We start from the raw sequence: 18,753 nt of genomic DNA, 5'->3' as shown, positions 1-18,753 counted from the left end.
ACGTCGTCACTCCGACGCTAAGTCGCCTTGAGGGCGTCCGGAAATGCCTATTGTCGTGCATCTATGCTTGACGGTTATGGATGTGGAGCTCCGGCACCTGAGGGCGTTCGTCACGGTGGCCCGGCTGGGGTCCTTCACCCGCGCCGCTGAGGAGATGGCGATCACCCAGCCCGCGCTGAGCCGGACCGTCAGCCAGCTGGAGAACGCCCTCCGGGTGCGGCTGCTCGACCGCACCTCCCGGCACGTCGAGCTCACGGGTGAGGGCCGGGTGTTCCTGGGCGACGCCGAACGCGTCCTGGCCGACGTCGACCGCGCCGTCGCGGCGGCCCGGCGGCAGAGCCGTCTCCGGCTGGGTTTCAGCTGGCTGCTGCCCGATCCGTGGGCTCAGGACATGGTCACCAGGTTCGAGGCGGCGACCGGCAGCACGGTCGTCATGGTCCGCGCCGACGACGCGGTCGCGGCCGTGGAGCGCGGCACCGTCGACGTCGCGCTCCTGCGGGGCGACCCGAGGTGGGGAGCGGGGGAGCTGCGGATCGTCCACCTCTTCGACGAGGCGCGGGTGGCGGTCTGCGCCGTGAAACACCTCCTGGCCACGCGCGACCACGTCGACTGGGAGGAGATCCCCGACTGGCCCCTGGTCGTCAACATCCTCAGCGGGACGACCGGGCCGTGGTCGTGGCCAGACCGGCAGCCCCGCACCGTCGTCGAGACCGAGAACTTCGACGAGTGGATCGAGTCGGTCGCGGCCGGGCGCGGCATCGGGGTCGTGCCGGAGGTCGCCCGGCGGCGCTCCGTCCATCCGGCCGTCACGTTCGTGCCGCTGCGGAACGCCCCGCCGATCCCCGTGTCGCTCGCCTTCGTGCCCGGCAGGCAGGAGCGGCTGGTGCGCAAGTTCGTCGAGGCCGCCCTCCGGGCGTGAGGTTCACGGCGTCGCGCCCGTGAGCTGGGCGTGCAGCCGCCTGCACTCGCGGACGAAGCGGAGCGTGCGCGGGCTCCGCGCGTTCTCGGCGACGATCGGGATCTCCCCGCGCGCGCCGGCCCGGCAGGCCACGTCGGCGGCGAAGGCGACGAGTTCGGTGAGCGTCACGGTCATGAGGTGACGCTCACTCGGCAGCAGGGCAGGCAGCACGGCGCTGACGATCCGCCACGCCTCGTGGTGGCCGCCGGCCTCGGCGAGCTCGCTCAGCACCGCGACGGCGGGCCGGGTCTCCCGGCCGGAGCGGCGCAGCACCAGCACGAGCTGCCGGGAGATCTGCTCGACGGGCAGGTCGCCCTTGGCCGCCATGCTCCGGACCAGCGGGACCACGCCGGGCGCCCCGCAGGCCACGAGGAACGCGATGATCACCGCCGTCGGCTCGCCGATCGGACCCTCCGCGAGCTCCAGGCCGGCGAGCTCCTCAGACGTCACCTGCTCGCGCAGCAGGTAGGGCAGGAAGTTGACCGCCACGACCTCGCGGTGGGAGGGGAGCATGGCGGGCCAGTCGCGCAGGAGGCCGGCGGACTCGTCGACCGTCCACCCGTCAGGCCGGCGCAGCAGCACCTCGTCGATCAGCCGGAGGCCGGTCGGGGCCGTGACCTGCAGCACCGGCCGCAGCCTGAGCTCGAGGAACTCGTTGAGCTCGTCGTCGCCGAAGTCGACCACGGAGGCGCCCACCAGGTGCTGCCAGGTGAACCCGCACTCCGGATCGGCCATGCCGCCACCGGCGAGCCGGCGGGCGGCCTCGGCCGCCGCGGCCGAGTCGATCTTCGCGGCCCGCTCGGCCGCCGCGTGATGGCCGCCCCGGGGGAGGCGCAGCAGCGCCTGCGCCAGGTCGGCCGGGAGCGGCTCCACCCCGGCCGCCGCGCAGGTCTCCAGCCGGTCGACCAGCACGTCGGGGTCGAGGTGGCCGCTCGCCCGGGTCGGCGTGGCCAGCAGCACCGGTGGCAGCGCGTCGTCGCGGAGGGCCTCGGCGACCTCCGCGTAGCGGTGCAGCTGGAAGTCGTGGAGCGGGGCGACGGCGCCCGGACGCGGCAGCCGGTTGCGCCGCCGCCACTCGTCGGGCCCGGACAGCTCGTCGGGCAGGACCGAACGCAGCCGGGGCGGGATGAAGGCGACGCTCACCTCCACGAGGGGCTCGTCGGGACCGGGCGGGGGCACGTCGCCGTCGGCCCGCATCGCCTCGATCCGGACGGGGTCGACACCGAGCTCGGCCATGCGCTCGAAGACGTCGTCGAGGAGGTATTCGGGCATGACCTCCGCGGAGTCGTCGTAGACGACGCCCGTCGCGGCCGGACCGATCTGCCCCGGCTCGTCGTCGTCGAAGTCGTGCCAGGCGGTGACGGGGCGCGGCGGGCGTTCGACGTCGGTGGGGGAGCCGTTCAGGTGGATCCGGCCGCGCGCGTAGGGGATCTCCCGCTCGCCCTCGCGGGCCACGGCCCAGCTCGGCCCCCCGTCGCTGGTCCAGGTGACGAGGAAGACCCTCATCGGGGGGTCGTCGGCGGCGGGGCGGCCGGGCCGCCCGCCGACGAAGACGAACCGCCGGGACGAGGGCTCGGGCTCGGGCTCCTCGCCCCGGGTCACGACCCGGACCTTCGTGGAGTGGCTCGCCGACTCCCAGTATCTCTGCGGCTGGATCTGCGGCCGGGTCAGCGCGCTGCCCGGGGTGACGAGCTCGGCGGCCAGGGCCGCCTGCCAGTGGAGGGGCGTGACGTATGACTCCCTGGACCGCCAGTGGCCGTCGTCCGCGTCGACCTGGGGCCGCAGTTCGTCGCGCAGCGCCGCCCGATCGGCGGCGGCCCCCGCGACGAAGGCCGCCAGCCAGCGTTCGCCGTCGGGAATCTCGGTCCTGTGAGTCATGGCCGGGACACTAGAGGCCGCCACCGACAAACTCGATCAGCCGATGGGCTCGCCGAACCAGCGGGACAGGCAGGCGTCGAGATCCCGCTGGTCGTCGCCGATCCAGGCGACGTGGCCGTCGGGGCGGAGCAGGACGGCCGGGGCGTCCAGCGCCGCCGTGGGATCGGCCAGACGGTCGACCCGGTCCGACCAGCCGCCGGCGGTCAGGCGTTCGGTGCGGTCGAGCAGCAGGCCCCGGCCGTGCCGCAGCAGACCGTAGAGGGTGCCCTGTTTCACCTCGATGTCGGGCAGGCGGCGGCCGAGCAGGTCGGGGCCCGCGCCGAAGTCGTACCGGACGTCGATCGCGGTGATCTTCTCGATCAGCCGCCGGTTCACCTCGTTGATGTCCATCAGTTCCGTGAGCAGCCTGCGCACGGCCCGGGGGCCCGGTTCGGGGGACGACAGCTCCATCTGGGCGCGGGTGTTGTCGAGCACGGCGGCGGCGACCGGATGACGTTCGGCGTGGTAGGTGTCGAGCAGGGCGTCCGGGACCCGGCCGAGGATCCGCGCGGCCAGTTTCCAGCCGAGGTTGACCGCGTCCTGGACGCCGAGGTTGAGGCCCTGTCCGCCGGTGGGCGGATGGATGTGGGCCGCGTCGCCGGCCAGCAGCACCCGCCCGACCCGGTAACGGTCGGCCAGCCGGGTGGCGTCGCCGAAGCGGGACAGCCAGCGCGGGGAGTGGACGCCGAAGTCAGTCCCGGCGAGGGCGCGCAGCCGCTCCTTGAAGTCGTCCAGCGTGGGCGGTTCGGCGCGGTCGCTGACCCCGACGGCAGGCACCACGACGCTGTAGACCCCGCCGCCGAAGGGCCGGAGCCAGAACGGCTGGTGGAGGTCGCGGAGCCCGGCCGTCGTGGCGGCGATCTCCTCCGGCGGGGCGCTTGCCTCCATCTCGCCCATGAGCGTGTCGTTCCGCGAGGGCTCGCCGGGGAAGCCGACGCCGAGGAGTTTGCGCACCGTGCTGCGCGCGCCGTCACAGCCGACGAGGTAGCGCGAGCGCAGCCGTTCCCCGTCGGCCAGTTCGACGGTGACGCCCTCGTCGTCCTGCCGGAGGCCGGTGACCGCGCGCCCGCGCCGGACCTGGGCGCCCCGTTCGATCGCGTGTTCGGCGAGCAGGCGCTCGACGACCGGCTGCGGGATGCCCACTATGTAGGCGTACGCGGAGTCCAGGCCCTCGGGCACCGGTTTGGCGATGGCGGCGAAGAAGCCGGCGGCCGGACGCCGTCTGCCGTGCTCCAGGACGCGGTCGAGGAGCCCGCGCATCGCCATCAGTTCGAGACTGCGGATGTGCAGACCGACGATGCGGACGGACGAGGCGGGCTCGGTCTCCTTCTCCAGGACGAGGACCCGCACACCGTGCAGCCGCAGCTCGGCGGCCAGCATCGCGCCGGTCGGCCCGCATCCGGCGATGATCACATCGGCGTCGACTTGCGGAGAGTTCATCAGGTGTTGCCTTTCGGGAGTGCCTTGATGACGGCGCTCCCGGCGACACCTACCGCAGTCGCCCGGCCGTGACGGATCGGGGGAGCACCCACGTCGATACAGCGTTCATGGGTCTCACCTCCCCGGGCGGAGTCACGGTCGACCGCAAGCTACAAGCCCCCACCTGACCACGTCCACTCCTTTTCACGACATGTGCGGATCGCCGAGGTACGGGAACCGGTCGAGCGTGTCGGTGTGCGGCGTCAGACCGGTGGGCGGCGCCTCGTTCTTGGTGAGGAACGCGACCCGGATGTCGATGACGTCCTCGGCGAACGTCCGGCCGTTGGGGTAGAACGCCGGCTTGGCCGGGTCGAAGTGCAGCACGTCGGGCAGGATGCCGTGGTCGTCGAGCGCGGCGGCCGCCTCCTCGGGCGTGTAGCCGCCGGTGTGGCCGAGCAGGTGGACGAACTGGTCGGTCCACCGCTCCCGGTCGTTGACCGGCTCACTGGCGTTGTACTCCTCCTTCGTGTCGTCGGTGTTGAAGAAGCTGCTCATCGACGGGTGTCCCGCGCGGTCGGCGTGGACGAGTTCACCGTCGCGCCGGACGCTGCAGCGGCCCCAGACGCGCAGCGTGGGATCGGGGCGCAACGCCGCGGTCGGCAGCTCGATCGCCATGGAGAAGACGTTGGCGGTGGTGTTGGAGTCGACGCCGGTCCACGGGGACTTCCCGCCCAGGTGCGGGGCGGTGAAGTTCCGGTTGCCGCTGGTGTCGAACAGATTCTTGATCCCGTCGAAGTCGAAGAAGAACGCGTCGCTGCGGCTGCCGGCGGCCACCGTGTACGCGCCGCTCTCGACCACGTTGGCCTGCGGACCGAACGAGACGGCGGCGCCGGTGACGATCTCGGTGCCGACCGCCTCCGGGCTGCGGGCCTCCTCGCCGGTCGCCATGTAGACGCTGTAGGTCTGCGAGCCGTCGGCCGCCGGCGGGCTGAAGACCCAGCTGAAGGCGACGTCGGTCAGCAGGTCGCCGTCGTTGTCGACGTTCAGCCGGTAGATCGCGTCCGGGTGCAGGGCGTCGGCGTTGGGGTTGGCGTTGAGTATGAGCACGGTCCGGCTCGGGTCGCCGGGCGCGGTGAAGGCGTAGAGGTCGCACAGATCGAGACGCTGGTCGCCGAGAGGCGGCCCGAGGCTGAGCCCGGTGAAGTGGTTGGACATATTTCCGCAGGTTAAGCGGCAAGCAGCCGCGCGAGGAGTTGCCTCGCGGCGTGTCGGCTAAGGCAGGGCCACGGCGTCGGCGAACTCCGGGGTCCGCATGAGGGCCAGGCTGTCCTCCTCGTCGAGGACGACGTTCCGCGCGTTCGGGGCCACGGGCGACCAGTCGGCGGCCTCGCCGGTCGCGGTCCGCGCCGTCTGGAAGACCAGGGCCGGTCCCCGGTACGGCCGGGGGTCGTAGTTCTCCTGCGCGAACGCGCCCACGGCGGCCACCACGGCGTGCCAGAAGAAGTCCTCCGGCTTGACGCCGTCGAGCCGGAAGGTCTCCTCGAAGACGTCGAGCACCTCCGCGCGGTTCGCGGCCAGGTCGTGGTCGCCGAACATGAGCTGCACGTAGGCGAGCCGTTCGAGGTAGAGGTCTCCCGGCCCGACCCCGGCCGGCCGCTGCCGTACGCCCGGCCTGATCGAGTTCACCCCGCCCGCGTCCAGCGAGAACGCCGAAGGCATCAGGGCCAGGACGGGCACCTCCTCGCCCGCCGCCGTGAGCCGGTGGGCCATCTCGAACGCCACGTGGCTGCCCAGGCAGAACCCGCCGATCGAGTAGGGGCCGTGGGGCTGGACGCGGCGGATCTGGGCGACGTACTGGTCGGCGATCTCCACCATCGACGACGGGGGCCGCGTCCGGCCGCGCAGCCCGATCGCCTCGATCCCGTAGACCGGCCGGCCGCGCCGGAAGTCGTCCACGACCCCCTGGACGAACCGCACCTGCCCGAGGCCGGTGTGGACGAAGAACAGCGGGAGGCCGGCGCCGTCGGCGAGTGGCACCAGCGTGTCGACCTCGGTCGACCACACCGACCTGCTCCCCTCCCACAGGTCGGCGAACGCCGGATACTCGCCGGGCGCACCGGCCTCCCGGTCCCGCAGGGCCTCCGCCAGCAGCGGCACGGTCGGCGACCGGAGCAGGTCGCGCATGCTGACCGGGAGACCCGACTGCTGCAGGCCCACCACGAAGGCGACCATCGCCGCCACGCCGCCGGGGCCGGTCAGGAAGCCGTCGCCCGACCCGGGCGCGACCCGCCGCCACCGCGACCGCAGGTAGTCCTCCATGGTCGATTCCTCTCTTCACGACGACGCCCGCCGCACGGCCAGGATCGGCCGGGCCAGCGGGAGCGACAGGTGGATGACGGCGTGCACGACGGTGACCGCGACGACCGTCGCCGACGTGCCGGCGGTCGCGGCCACCGCCCCGACCGCCAGGTAACCGAGCGGGGCGAAGAACACCGACCCCATCCAGTCGTAGGAGCTGATCCGCGAGATGTAGGCGGGGTCGACGTTCTCCTGCAGCGCCGACTCCCACAGCGTGTCCGCCGCGACCAGCCCCACGCTCGCCACGAGCGAGGCGAGCACCAGCGCCACCACGCCGAGCCCGGCGGTCAGGCCCAGCAGGAACGGCAGGTCGAGCAGCAGCAGCGCGCAGGCCAGGGCGACCGGCCGGCGCGGACGCCAGCGCAGGAGCAGCAGGCCTCCGGCGATGGCGCCGACGCTGCGCGCCGTGAGCACCGCCGCCCATCCGCCCGCGTCCCCGGTGATCAGGGGCCCGATGACGAACACCACCGGCAGCACGGTGGCCTGGTAGATCGCGAACGATCCGACCATCAGCCACACCCAGGTCGTGCGGCGGAACACCGTCCACCCGGCGGCCAGTTCCCGCGCGAACGACGCGCGTTCGGCCGGGGCGGACAGTTTCGGCAGCCCGGCCACCGCCACGGCCGACACCAGGAACGTCACCGCGTTCGCCAGCAGCGCCCACTCCGGTCTCAGCACGGCGGCGAATCCGGCGGCGGCCGGGGGGCCGAGCACCGCCGCCGTGTTCATGGCCGTGCGCAGCACGGCGTTGGCCCGCTGCAGGCCGGTCACCGGCACCAGTTGCGGGAGAACGCCGATGAGGGCGGGGACGGCCAGGGCGTTCGCGCAGCCGTACAGGATCTGGACCAGGACCAGCAGGTGCAGCTGGCGAGTGCCGCCGTGCCACAGCAGCAGGGCGGTCGCGACCTGCGTGGACGCCATCAGCAGGTCCCCGGCGACCAGCACGGCCCGGCGGTCGAGGCGGTCGCCGATCACGCCCCCGGCCAGCAGGAACACCGTCTTGGGCAGGATCGCCGCGCCGAGCACCACCCCGAGGACGGCCGCGCTCGCGCCGTGCCAGATCAGCGCCACCGGCAGCGCGACGGCCGCCATCTGATTTCCGAACGCCGACACCGACGAACCGGCGACGTAGCGGCGCACGGGCGAGGTCATCACGTCAGGCATGCGGGCCAGTCCTCATCGGCCACGGGTTCGCCCCGTTCGTCGGCGAAGGCGAACGCCGAGTGGAGGTGCCCGGCCAGGTCGCGGAACCGGTCCCAGAGCTCGTGATGGCCGTCGCCCGCGAGCCAGACCGTGGCGACCGCGTCGTGGGTGCCGCGCCGCCAGTCGCACGGCTCTCCGGCGCCGCGCACCTCGTCGACGGCCAGCACCCCGGGGCGGCGGCTCAGGCTCCGGCGGTCGGGGGCCCGGCTGATCCGCCGCGCGGCCTGCGGCGCGGGGAACAGCAGGACGGCCACGCACCGCCGCCAGGCGATCGAGCGTGTTCCCAGGTCTGGTGAACCGGCCGCGACGTCGAGGGCGAGCCGGGCCACGTCGACGTCGGCGCCGTACCGGGCCGCGCGGGCGACGAAACCGCCCAGCCGCCCGTTGACCTCGATGATCTCGTCCCGGTCCGATCCGGGCTTGATCTCGACGTGGTAGCTCCCCGGACCCGCCCCGAGCGCCGCGAGCGCGTCGCCGGCGGTGGCCACCAGCCGGGTCACCGTGTTCTGCGGCAGCGACGTCGGCCACATCAGGCCGGTCTCGCGGCACGGCGCGGCCGGCGGGGCGCGGTCGGTGACGAACGCCAGCGGCCCGACCATCTCGACCGAGACGTAGTCGGCCGGCAGGGGCGTCGCGCGGGGGAGCCCGGCGATGAACTCCTCGGCGAACAGCCGGGGCGCGCCGACGGCGTCGACGAACGCGTCGACGAACGCGTCGACGAACGCGTCGACGAACGCGTCGACGTCGTGCGGGGTGCGCAGCAGCCAGGTGTGGGCGCTGGCGACGCCGTCGACCGGTTTGACCACCACGCCTGTGCCCCATCGGGCCATGAGCGTCCGGGCCTGTTCCGGATGGTCGAGCACGGCCGACCTGACGCGGGAGACCCCCGCGGCGACCAGGCGGCGGCGCTGCTCCTCCTTGTCGCTCCAGAGCCGGTGGCCGTCGGCGGGCCGCAGCAGGCGGCGGATCCGCGCGGCCAGGGGGCAGAGCCGGTCGGTGAACGTGGTCACGGTGCCGGCCCCGGCGTTCGTGATGACGGCCGCGCAGCCGTCGGCGTCGGTGAAGTCGGCGTACACCGTGGGTGCCAGGGCCTCGGCGACCAGCCGGAGGCGGTCGTCCGCCTTCGCGTCGAGGACGAACAGGACCGGCAGGGTGTCCGCGGCGGCCGTGACGATCTCCACCGGGGTCAGGGACGCCCGGTCGGCGACCAGGATCGCCAGGGGGCCGGTCACCGTAACGCCCGGCGGTCGATCTTGCCCGCGGCGGTCCGGGGGAGCGCCACCACCGGTTCGATGCGCGCGGGACGCATGGCGGCCGGCAGCCGTTCGGCCAGCCAGCGGCGCAGGCCCCGGACGTCCACGCCCGAGTGGGCGACGACGAACGCGGTGAGATGCGTCCGGGCCGGGTCGTCGCGGGCGCTGACCACGACGACCGCCTCCGACACGCTCTCGTGCGTCTCCAGCGTCCGCTCGATCTCGCCGAGCTCGATGCGGTGCCCGCGCAGCTTGACCTGGTCGTCGTCGCGGCCCAGGAACTCGATGCGGCCGTCGCCGCGCCGCCGCCCTCGATCACCCGTGTGGTAGCAGAGCCGGACGCCGTCGCCGGTCTGGCGGAGGCGGAAGCGGTCGGCCGTCAGGTCGGGCCGGTCGAGGTAGCCGAGGGCGAGGCCGTGGCCGTACAGGAGGATCTCGCCCTCCGGAGACACGCACATGCCGCTGCCCGGCAGCGCGGCGCCGAGGGTCACCTCGTCGGGAGTGGAGACCAGATCGGCCGAGGCCCAGATGGTCGCCTCGGTCGGGCCGTAGACGTTCCAGAGACGGCGGCCTCGGGGGAGCAGCCGCCCGGCCAGCGCGGCGGTCAGCTCCTCGCCGCCGCACCACAGGTCGCTCTCCGGCGCGCCGCGCCAGCCGGCGGCCACGGCCAGCCGCCAGAAACTCGGGGTCGCCTGCAGCACGTCGGGGGAGTGCCGGCGCACCGCCGCCGCGAAGATCTCCGGGTCGAGGCGGGCCTCCTCCGGGGCCGCGACCACGGTGCCGCCGACGGTCAGCGGCAGCAGCATCTCCGCGATCGAGATGTCGAACGACAGCGCGGTCATCGCCAGCATGCGCCGCCCCGCCCCCAGCCCCGGCACGGCGGCCAGGCCGGTCAGCCGGTCGGCCAGCGCCCGGTGGGAGACCAGCACGCCCTTCGGCCGGCCGGTCGAGCCGCTCGTGTAGAGCAGGTACGCCACCTCGTCGAGCCCGGCTCTCGGGGCGCCCGGTTCGGGCACGAGGTCGAGCGGCGCGGCCTCGCCCGGCCGCAGGGTCGCCGAGGGCCGGGCGTCCGCCAGCACGGCCGCCCGGTAGCGGGGCGGGGCGTCCTGGTTGAGCGGCATCAGCGCGCACCCCGCGCGGGCGGCGGCGAGGAAGGCCAGGGCGCCCAGGGCCGGGTCTCCCGTGTCGAGCGCGACCAGGCCGCCGCGGACCTCGCGCAGCCGGGAGCCGAGGTCGTCCGCGCGGGCCCGGAGTTCGCCGTAGGTGACGACGCCGGCGTCGGAGCGGATCGCCGGACGGTCCGGACGGCGTTCGGCGTGCGCCCGGAAGGCCGTCCAGACGGTCACGAGAGGCCGTCCACCAGTGCGTGCACCCCGGCCGGGGTGGGGCGGCGGATGACGTCGATCATGCGCAGGGTCACGCCGGTGCGCTCCTGGATGCGGGCGATCAGCGTCAGCACCAGGAATGAGGTGCCGCCGACCTCGAAGAAGCTCTCGTCGGCCGCGAGGTCGTCGGTTTCCAGGATCTCGGCCATCAGGCCGGCCACCTCTGACTGGGTCATCCGGTACTCCTCGGGTCGGGCCCGCGCGCGAGCCGCCTGGTGTTCTCGGCGTCGAGCACGCCGCCGTACAGCGGCTCGAACGCGGCGCCCCGCGACGCCTTGGGGGTCCGGGCGGCGGTGCCCGCGCGGATGGCGGTCAGCCCGTTCGCGCGGGCGTACGCGTGCGGGCGGTGGAAGATCAGGTCGAGGTAGAGCGCCAGCCGGGCCGGGTCGCCGGACGGCGGCAGGCCGATCTCGTGCAGTTCGAGACCGTCGCGCCAGACCAGCGCCGTGAGCACGCCGTGGTGCGACCCGGCGCGCGCGTCGAACACGATCACCTCCACGCCCGCGCAGGCGGCCCACTGGGCGTACCGCAGGCGCACGAACTCGGGGTGGTCGAACTGGCCCAGCCGCAGGTTGTGCCCGGCGACGAGGTCGGCGGTGCGCGGATCGGCGTCGTGCCACGGCACGACCGACGCCGTGGTGGCGGCCCGCTCGATGAGCCGCCGGTCCCGGCGCAGCACCCCGCGCACCCGGGACGGAGGCTCGCCGAGCGCGAACCGGGCCTCGTGCTCCAGGACGCACCACCGGACGGACCCGCCGGTGGCGGCGTCGACGGTCCGGCGGGCGCGGGTGTAGAGGAACGGGAAGACCAGACAGCGGTCCTCCGGTACGGCGATCCGCGCGGCCTCGCGCAGCGCCTCCGGGGCCAGCGCCTCGGGCAGGTGCAGGGCGGTGCGGCGGTCGTACACGCCCCCGACGAACAGGCAGCGGTCGGGGGTGATCCCGGGAGCCGGGACCGGCCAGCCGTCCGGCGCGTAGGCCACGTCGGGCCAGGCGCGACCGGCCGGCCGGTAGACCGGCACGAGTGCTTCGAGGCCGCCGGCCGATTCCGCCGCCACGTAGGAGCATCGCCACCGTCCGTCGGACTCGACGCCGAGCAGCCGGGCCGGTGCGCCGGCCGCGCCCGCGTCGGGGTCGAACGCGGCGGGCTCCAGGCCGGGCAGGTCCGACAGGGTCGTGGCGGTCCGGAACCGGACCTTCCCGTCAGGCCACCGGTCCATGGGGCCGGTTGACGACGTGACCGCCGAACTCCTCCCGCAGCGCCGACAGGACCTGCCCGCCGAACGACGTCTCCTGCCGGGAGCGCAGCCGTGTCAGCAGGGCGGCGGTCATCGCGGGGGCCGGGACGTTCCGGTCGATCGCCTCCAGCACCGCCCACCGGCCGGTGCCCAGGTCTTCGACGTAGTCGGTGTACTTCGACAGCTCCGGGTCGGCGTCGAGCTTCTTGGCGAGCAGGTCGAGCAGCCGCGACTGGACCAGGCTGTTGTGCCGCCACAGTTCGGCGATGGCGGGCAGGTCGAGGTCGTACGTGCTGGCCTTGAGCACCTCGAAGCCTTCGGCATAGGCTTCCAGCAGCCCGTATTCGATGCCGTTGTGGATCATTTTCACGTAGTGGCCGGCGCCGGAGGGGCCGACATACCGACATCCGCCCTCGGGGGCGATGCTCCGCAGGATCGGCATCGTCTCCGCCGCCAGTTCCGGGTCGCCGCCGACCATCAGGCAGTAGCCCTCGGCCCGGCCGAGCAGCCCCGACGAGGTGCCGACGTCGAGGAACCGTAACCCCTTCTCCCGGCAGCGGGCGGCCCGCTCGACCGTCTCGTGGAAGTTGGTGTTTCCGCCGTCGATCAGGAGGTCTCCCGGTTCGAGAGCGTCTTCGAGGTAGGCGGTCACCTCGCGCGTCGGCGGACCGGCCGGCAGCATCGTCCACACCGTTCGCGGCGCGGGCAGGGCGGCGACCAGCGCCGCGAGGTCGGCGGCCCGGTGCAGCCCTTCGTCCAGCAGATCGGCGGTCGCCGCGTCGTCGAGGTCATGGCCCACCACCCGATGACCGTCCCGCAGCCAGTGCCGTGCGATACCGGCCCCCATCCGGCCGAGTCCCACCAGCCCGATATCCATTTCGTCCTCCCGACGCTGCGCCCCGGCCTCGGTGAAATGTCGCGTTCAGCACGCTATCAAACACACGCCCAAATTGGCATATTCACATATCCGGAAATAGGAGGCACAATGGCGGACCGGATTCTCGTTTTCGATTTCGACGGAGTGATCGTCGACACGGAGTCGGCGGTGGTCGCCGGATGGCGGGCCGAGTGCGCCGACCTTGACATCCATTTCGACGAAAAGGCGTTCCTGGCCACCTTGGGGCAGCAGAGCCTGCGGCCCGAGCGGGTCGCGCAGATCCTGGGGGAGGCCGCGGGCGATCCGCCGGCGGCGGTGCTCCGGATCCGGTCCCGGGTGCGGGCCCTGGCCCTCGAACTGCCGGCGCTGCCGGGCGTGCGGGAACTGCTGGCCGAGGCGCGGGACGCCGGGGTCCGCACCGCCGTCGCCTCGGGCGCGGCCCGGGAATGGGTGACGGGGCATCTGGAGCGGCTCGGGCTCCGGCCCGCGTTCGCGGGGGTCTTCTGCCGCGACGACGTCGCGGCCGCCAAACCGGCCCCGGACGTCTACCTGGCGGCGCTGGCGGGCCTGGGCGCGACGGCCGAGGCGGCGGTCGCGATCGAGGACACCGCCACCGGGGTCACCGCCGCCAAGGCGGCCGGCCTGCGCTGCGTGGCGGTCCCCGGCCCGCTCACCGCCGGGCACGACCTGGCCGCCGCCGACCTGGTGCTGCCGTCGCTGACCGGGATCGGGCTCGACGACCTGTTCAGCCTTCAGGCCAGGGCCGGGACGGTGTAGGTCAGCGACCGGCCGCCGGTGTCGAGCACGGCCGGGACGCCGAGCGGGACGGTGAGCTGACGGGGACCGTGCCCCACGTCGAACCCGGCCAAAATGGGGACGCCCAGCGGGGCGAGGCGCTCGTAGAGGATCGCGTCGGGATCGGGGCCGCAGTTCCGCCACCGGCCCGCGACCACCCCGACCGCGCCGTCGAACCAGCCCGCCCGCAGCAACTGGGTGAACAACCGGTCGAGCCGGTGGGCCTCCTTGTTGACGTCCTCCAGCACCACGACGCACCCCGCCGCCGACCCGGCCTCGGGGCTGCCGAGCAGGGCCGCGAGCAGATTGAGGTTGCCTCCGGTCACCGGCCCCTCGGCCCGTCCCGGCACGAGTTCGACCGCGTCCGGGCAGTGCAGCCGCCGCGTCTGCTCCGGCGACATCAGCGTCCGGATCAGCTCCCCGGCCCATCGGTGACCGAGGCGGTCGGTGCCCAGCGCCGTGCCGGCCACCATCGGCCCGTAGAGGCTCACCGCGCCGGTGTGCTCGGCCAGCCAGCGGTGCAGCACGGTCACGTCGCTGGAGCCGACCAGCGGCTTGGGCGCGGCGGCGGCGAACCGTCCGGGGTCGAGGTGGTCGAGCAGCCGCAACGCGCCGTAGCCGCCCCGGGCGCACAGCACCGCGCGGACCCGCTCGTCGCACCAGGCGGCGGTGAGATCGGCGGCCCGCTGCTCGTCGGAGCCGGCGAACAGGCCGTGCCGCGCCAGGACGTGCGCGCCGACGACCACGTCGAGCCCGGCGGCGCGAAGGCGGTCGCAGCCGTACGCCAGCCGCTCGGGCGACACCGGCCCGCTGGGCGCGACCACGGCGACCCGGTCACCCGGCCGCAGCCGCGGGATTGACTCGGCCATGTCATGTGACATTTCGAATCGGCCGTCTCACCTGGCGGAACGCCTCCTTTTCCCACACGTGTTTCCGGTTTGGCGCGGCGTTACAACGCGTCGCACCGAGAGGAAGCCCATGCGCGATTATCGAAGATTCGCCGGTTTGCGCGCGTCTTCCGCGATCCGCACCCGGCGCTGGTGATCTTGTACGTGAACGTACGTCAATCAGCAGCCGCTCAGATCAGCGTCCGGCTAGTTCATCAATCCGCGTCCGGGGCATGCACTCGTTCGGCCGGTGACAATCGGTGACCGGCGGTTGTTCCGTCTACGTCTCTCGCGCGCGGCTTGAGCGGCTCGCCGAGGCCTGGACGGCCACGATGATGGCATTCTTCTCCCTCCCTTCAGCCGTGCACGTGGTGGACATCGTCAGCGCGGTGCTGATCGTGGGCGTTCACCCCGCGAATTTCTTTCAAGATTTTCTCCTTCCGGAGGGGGAGATTCAGGGCTCATCCCGCACCTCTTCTCGAGCGGCGCCAGAAACGGCGCCATGGTCGAGCCGGAGGCCTCGCCATGCGGGTGTTCAAGAGGTTCATGTGGTTAATGGGATTGGGCCTGCTGGGCGCATCCATCATTTCGATCGTCATTCCCGGCTGGCCGGGCGAGGCGAATGACTGCCCGGTCCTGCGGAGAGGCAACATCGACCGGCCCGGCGAGACGCCCTGTGTCGAGATGCTCCAGCAGGCCCTGCGCGCCAACGGCTACCCGGGCCAGCCGGTCACCGGGATGTTCGGCGAGCAGACGGAAAAGAACGTCAATGCCTTCAAGAAGGCACACGGGCTGAAGCCCGACGGGAAGGCCGGCCCGAACACGTTCGCCGCGCTGATCACACCCTCGCTGGCACTGCCGATCGGCGCGCCGAACTGCGAAAACGGCATCTGCCGCTTCGTCGTGAGCAGAGACGTCACCCGTCAGGCGGGCAGCAGGGTCGCGGCGAACCACGAACTCGTCAACAAGGTGGTTATCGACCTGGTCTCCCTCGGAGTGTGCACCCCTCTCAGGGCCACGGCGAAGGTCTCCAAGTTCGCCTGCGAGCAGATGGTGGAGGAGGTCATCAACGATTTCGTCGACACGCTCACCTCAGCTACCGACCAAAACGCCTGTGTACGAATCTCCGCGGGCCTGCCCCTGAAGGAAGGCGGCAAGAAGCTGAGGTTCCTCGACTTCGCCGTGGACTCCTCGGCTCATTGCCGCCGCTGACGGCGGGCCGGTCATCTGATGATCGGCCCGCGTCCCGCGTCGTGTGTCCCGTCTTCACAGCCGGGCGCGGAGACATGGAACACGCCGGTGTCGACCTGCGTGTCAATCATGGCGGCGCCGTTCTGGTCCGCGACCTTCGTGCCGATGGAGGCTCTCCCGCCGTTCTCCTCGCGGGTGAACGTCGCGGTCGCACCCGCAGGGAGTCCGGTGGCGGAGAGGACGTCGATCCGCTTCTCCGTCCCGCCGAACCCGGGCGCAGGGGGAGAGGTCTCGATGCGGTGCGTCATGGTTAGGCCGAGCCGGCACAGCGGGGCACGAACCGAGACCTCGGCCTGGGCGGTGAACCCCTCGGCCTGGATCGTGTACGGGCCGGGGGTGGTGAGCGGGGGCAAGGGCACCGTGAAGGTCCCGGCACAGCAGTCGGTGACGGCCGTCAGAGATACCTCACCGGGGCTGACCCTGAGCGTGATCTCGGTGTTGTACGGAAAGCCCGTGCCCTCGATCGTGGCGCTCTCACCCTGGGCGACCTCGGGGGCCGACACCATCAGCTTCGGCGCAATGACGGTGACGGCCTCCGTCGCGGAGATCTTCGTCTGCCGTCCGGTGGCGATGATCAGGTACTCTTTCGCGTCCGCCGACGGCCCCACGGTCAGCGCGATCGTCGCGGCTCCGTTCGCGTCGGCTCGCGCCCTGGTCTGCGTGGGGGAGGGGTCGCCGGTGATGTCGATGAGCTCGTTGGCGCCGAACCCGGTCAGCGTGGCGAGGTACGCCTCCTCCCGGGCGAGTATCCCGGAGGAGAACGTCATAGCAGGCACGGTCGGCGGCGTCCCGGGCGTGGGACCGGCCGCGTTCCCCAGAGAGCTGGCTCCGGGGGTGGCTCCGGGAGGCGAGGCCGGGCTCCGCGTAGGAGCGGGTCTGTCGGTGGTCCTCTCAGTCGGGGAGGTGAGGACGGCGGGGATCGTCTGCGACGCGCCCGGTGGCGGGTCGGTCGGAGAGCCCGACTCCGCCCACACGTATCCGACACCGGCCAGCAGGGCCAGTACGAGACCTGCGACCAGCCCGTTGCCGACCTTCGGCCCGGCCCGTCGCGGCCGTCGTCCGTTCCGGCGCGGCGCGGGCCGTTGTGCAGGTCGTGCGGGTGAAGGCATCGGCGCCGTGACATCCCGCTCGACGTTCCGCCGGGCTCTTTCCGACCAGCCCTGTTCTGCGCCCTGTTCAGTGTCCTGTTCGGCGGAGACCTTCGCGAACTCCTCCGCCATCCGATCGACCAGCGCCGGGAGGAGCAGCACCGGGATGAGGCCGGGCACGTAAGGCCGGACGCGGCGTTGGTGCTCGCCCAGACAGGCCGGGCACCCGCGCACATGCTGGGAAACCTGGTGCCGCAGGGTGAGCGGGAACGTCTTCGCGGTCCACAGGCCGTGCTGCCGATTCCACTCCCGCATGATCTTCAGAAGCCCCTGGCAGGTCTCGCCGCTCCGTCCGGCCCGCCACAGGAACTGCGTGTAGTCCGCAAGTACGAAGGCGCCGAAGCCGTCGGCGACGACCCTCCTGACCTCGTTGTTCAACCGGCTGGCCTCGTCGCGACCGGTCGCGAGGGCGTCGGCGAGCGCCTGCCCCCGCAACCCCTCCCGCACCGTCAACTGGTAGATCCGCCGCTGCCGCTCGGTCAGCCCAGACGCCACAATGTCCAGCAGTCGCAGGAACTCCCCCAGCCGCCGTGCCTCGTCGACCCGGTCATAGTCCGCATCGGCCCATTCCTCAGGCGGATCAATCGGGGCCGGCCGCTGACGGTAGGCCTCCAGCACCTTGTTGGAGGCCACCCCGCGCAGCCAGGGCCAGAGCTTGTCCGGTTCCGGTCCGCCGTCGTGTCCGACGGCGTTCATCATGACGAGGAACGACTCCTGCGCGGCGTCCTGAGCCCGCTCGAGATCAAGCCCGGAAAGACACACGCGTAACACGCGTTCCTTGTATCGGGCGAAAATGCGCTCGTGCGCCTCCCGCCGCGTTCTCGTGGATTTGGCCAGCTCCACGAGTTCCGTATCCGAATAGTCCCCCAGTAGCCCCATCCAGTCCGCCTCTCTGGACTGTCAACGAGCACTTTCGCGCAACCGTGCCGATTTCCCCCGAAATCGTTAAACCGTCTAGTGAGAGCATGACGAACGAAACCGTCCGCGTCGACGACGCTTGCCAGGCGAAGATCGCGTCCGCGATCAGGGCGGCGGGCAGACGGCGTTGCGGGCCGGTGGTGAGCAGCCGCCCGGTCACCGACAGCACGCCCGGCAGACCGGCTGAGGCTCACCCTTGGGCGGTCGGACGGATGATGACTTCGTTCACATCGACGTTCGCGGGCTGGCTGATCGCGTAGCTGATCGCATCCGCCACAGCGGATGCCGGGATCGCCAGCGCCTGAGCCGCAGCCCGTGCCGCGCTCTGCGCGTCTGGGTTACCGCCTTGGTCGGTCAGTTCGCTGTGTGTGAATCCGGGGCTGATGACGGTGACCCGGATGTCCCGGCTCTCTTGGCGGAGGCCCTCGGACAGGGCTACCACCCCGAACTTGGTCGCGCTGTAGACGGCGGCCGTCGGGTCGGCCCGATGGCCCGAGACGGACGAGACGTTCACGATGTGCCCGTCACCCTGGGCCTGCATCTGCGGGAGCACGGCGGCCAGCCCGTAGAGCACCCCGCGGAGGTTGACGTCGATCATCTGCTCCCATTCCTCGATGCGGAGGTCGGCGACCGGGGACAGCGGCATGACGCCGGCGTTGTTGATCAGCACGTCGATGCGGCCATGCCGCTCAATGGCGCCGGCCGCGAACGCCCGCACGCTGTCGAGGCTGGTGACATCCAGCGCAGTGACGTCGATGCTGCCGCCGGCGCCGCGGATCTCAACGGCGAGAGCGTCGAGCCGGTCGAGCCGGCGCGCGCCCGCGACCACGATGTGGCCGTCCTCTGCGAGCTTACGAGCGGTGGCCTCACCGATGCCGCTACTGGCTCCGGTGACGAGAACGACCTTCTTGGCGAGGGACATGGCTGTGCGGGCTCCTTGATCGACATTGCTGCGGCGTGTGCCGCGAAGACAAGGCAATGGGGTCCGCGGTCGTTTGAGGAGGCAGCAGAAGCCTGGGTGCAGCACTCCCAGGCTGAGGCGGCCTGGCATTTCGCCGGGATCCGCCGGATCCTCGGAAGGCCATGAGGAAGGGGTGCGCAGGCATGCGCCGCCTGCTCATCGGCATTGACTCATTAGCATTGAGCC

At 72.3% G+C, this 18,753-nt stretch carries 16 protein-coding genes; 3 read left to right on the top strand and 13 right to left on the bottom strand.

What is annotated here, in order from left to right:
* Positions 1-76 precede the first annotated feature (76 nt).
* Positions 77-919: a LysR family transcriptional regulator gene (locus FDA94_RS02615; RefSeq protein WP_137245378.1), complete on the top strand. Its 843-nt coding sequence runs from the start codon at positions 77-79 to the stop codon at positions 917-919.
* A 3-nt stretch (positions 920-922) separates the two neighbouring features.
* Here the strand turns inward: FDA94_RS02615 and FDA94_RS02610 are convergent, their stop codons facing one another.
* The 10 genes from FDA94_RS02610 to gnd form a co-directional block, all read right to left on the bottom strand.
* Positions 923-2,836, bottom strand: coding sequence for a DUF7824 domain-containing protein (locus FDA94_RS02610; RefSeq protein WP_137245377.1), 1,914 nt, complete (start codon positions 2,834-2,836; stop codon positions 923-925).
* Between the two features lie 36 nt (positions 2,837-2,872).
* Entirely contained in the window at positions 2,873-4,315 is a 1,443-nt protein-coding gene (locus FDA94_RS02605; RefSeq protein WP_137245376.1) for an FAD-dependent monooxygenase, read from the bottom strand.
* A 183-nt stretch (positions 4,316-4,498) separates the two neighbouring features.
* Positions 4,499-5,509, bottom strand: a complete 1,011-nt coding sequence (locus FDA94_RS02600) for a DUF4331 family protein (RefSeq protein WP_137245375.1) — start codon at positions 5,507-5,509, stop codon at positions 4,499-4,501.
* Positions 5,510-5,566: 57 nt separating this feature from the next.
* The gene (locus FDA94_RS02595) at positions 5,567-6,613 is read right to left on the bottom strand and encodes a thioesterase domain-containing protein (protein ID WP_137245374.1); all 1,047 of its coding nucleotides are present in this window, start codon (positions 6,611-6,613) and stop codon (positions 5,567-5,569) included.
* 15 nt (positions 6,614-6,628) lie between these two features.
* Entirely contained in the window at positions 6,629-7,816 is a 1,188-nt protein-coding gene (locus FDA94_RS02590) for an MFS transporter (RefSeq protein ID WP_137245372.1), read from the bottom strand.
* Complete coding sequence (locus tag FDA94_RS02585; protein WP_137245370.1) at positions 7,804-9,087, bottom strand: ATP-grasp domain-containing protein; 1,284 nt, start codon at positions 9,085-9,087, stop codon at positions 7,804-7,806. Before FDA94_RS02585 ends, FDA94_RS02590 begins: the two co-directional genes overlap by 13 nt.
* Entirely contained in the window at positions 9,084-10,454 is a 1,371-nt protein-coding gene (locus FDA94_RS02580; RefSeq protein WP_137245368.1) for an AMP-binding protein, read from the bottom strand. Before FDA94_RS02580 ends, FDA94_RS02585 begins: the two co-directional genes overlap by 4 nt.
* Positions 10,451-10,669: a phosphopantetheine-binding protein gene (locus FDA94_RS02575; RefSeq protein ID WP_137245366.1), complete on the bottom strand. Its 219-nt coding sequence runs from the start codon at positions 10,667-10,669 to the stop codon at positions 10,451-10,453. The genes FDA94_RS02580 and FDA94_RS02575 overlap by 4 nt, the downstream gene beginning before the upstream one ends.
* Positions 10,666-11,712, bottom strand: a complete 1,047-nt coding sequence (locus FDA94_RS02570) for a hypothetical protein (RefSeq protein ID WP_137245364.1) — start codon at positions 11,710-11,712, stop codon at positions 10,666-10,668. Before FDA94_RS02570 ends, FDA94_RS02575 begins: the two co-directional genes overlap by 4 nt.
* On the bottom strand, positions 11,696-12,607 hold the full coding sequence (gene gnd / locus FDA94_RS02565; protein ID WP_137245363.1) for a phosphogluconate dehydrogenase (NAD(+)-dependent, decarboxylating): 912 nt from the start codon (positions 12,605-12,607) through the stop codon (positions 11,696-11,698). Before gnd ends, FDA94_RS02570 begins: the two co-directional genes overlap by 17 nt.
* 108 nt (positions 12,608-12,715) lie before the next feature.
* On the opposite strand from gnd, the gene FDA94_RS02560 reads away from it, so the two are divergent.
* On the top strand, positions 12,716-13,384 hold the full coding sequence (locus FDA94_RS02560; RefSeq protein ID WP_170990748.1) for an HAD family hydrolase: 669 nt from the start codon (positions 12,716-12,718) through the stop codon (positions 13,382-13,384).
* On the opposite strand, the gene FDA94_RS02555 is transcribed toward FDA94_RS02560, so the two are convergent.
* Positions 13,360-14,271 carry a S66 peptidase family protein gene (locus FDA94_RS02555; protein WP_212735136.1) on the bottom strand — a complete coding sequence of 304 codons (912 nt, stop codon included), beginning with the start codon at positions 14,269-14,271 and terminating at the stop codon, positions 13,360-13,362. The two genes, FDA94_RS02560 and FDA94_RS02555, sit on opposite strands and share 25 nt — an antisense overlap.
* 543 nt (positions 14,272-14,814) lie before the next feature.
* On the opposite strand from FDA94_RS02555, the gene FDA94_RS02550 reads away from it, so the two are divergent.
* Entirely contained in the window at positions 14,815-15,501 is a 687-nt protein-coding gene (locus tag FDA94_RS02550; protein WP_137245359.1) for a peptidoglycan-binding domain-containing protein, read from the top strand.
* An 11-nt stretch (positions 15,502-15,512) separates the two neighbouring features.
* Here the strand turns inward: FDA94_RS02550 and FDA94_RS02545 are convergent, their stop codons facing one another.
* Entirely contained in the window at positions 15,513-17,459 is a 1,947-nt protein-coding gene (locus FDA94_RS02545) for an RNA polymerase sigma factor (RefSeq protein WP_212735135.1), read from the bottom strand.
* A 337-nt stretch (positions 17,460-17,796) separates the two neighbouring features.
* On the bottom strand, positions 17,797-18,528 hold the full coding sequence (locus tag FDA94_RS02540; RefSeq protein ID WP_137245357.1) for an SDR family oxidoreductase: 732 nt from the start codon (positions 18,526-18,528) through the stop codon (positions 17,797-17,799).
* Positions 18,529-18,753: the final 225 nt, after the last annotated feature.

Origin of the sequence: Herbidospora galbida, assembly GCF_005233835.1 — a bacterium.
Lineage (GTDB): Bacteria > Actinomycetota > Actinomycetes > Streptosporangiales > Streptosporangiaceae > Herbidospora > Herbidospora galbida.
The sequence above is the reverse complement of the archived record's forward strand: the minus strand, read 5'-3'. Positions and strand labels throughout refer to the sequence as shown.